The sequence below is a fragment of the Bradyrhizobium sp. Kon58 genome, from assembly GCF_055807455.1.
In genome coordinates this window covers 1-407 of record NZ_JBVVOT010000180.1, presented here as the reverse complement: position 1 = coordinate 407, position 407 = coordinate 1, and the positions used below count along the sequence as shown (strand labels likewise).

Annotated in this window: 1 protein-coding gene; it reads left to right on the top strand. The window is 63.1% G+C overall.

Features of this window, described 5'->3' with window-relative positions:
- Positions 1-407: GntT/GntP/DsdX family permease (locus tag AC0L20_RS40025; protein WP_473295673.1), on the top strand; the 407-nt coding region annotated here is incomplete at both ends.

Genomic DNA, 407 nt, shown 5'->3' with positions numbered 1-407 from the left:
CCATCATGGGCTCCTACGAAGCCGGGGTTGGCAAGACCCTGGGGCACATCGCCCTGGTCGTGGCGCTGGGCACCATGCTTGGCAAGATGATGGCCGAGTCCGGTGGCGCGGAGCAGGTGGCGCGTACGTTGATCAACCGTTTCGGCGAACGCAACGCCCACTGGGCGATGGTCTGCATCGCGTTTCTGGTGGGGCTGCCGCTGTTCTTCGAGGTGGGCTTTGTCTTGCTGGTGCCCGGGGCGATCTACGCGCAGAAGCGCAGCGTCAAGAAACTCATATTTGTCAGCCTGATCCTCTGGGGCGGCCTGGCCACCCTGACCGGCGTGGTTTCCAACGCCTATATGCTGATCGCCATTCGCTTCATGCTAGGGGTGGTCGAAGCCGCCGTGATGCCAGCGATGCTGGTG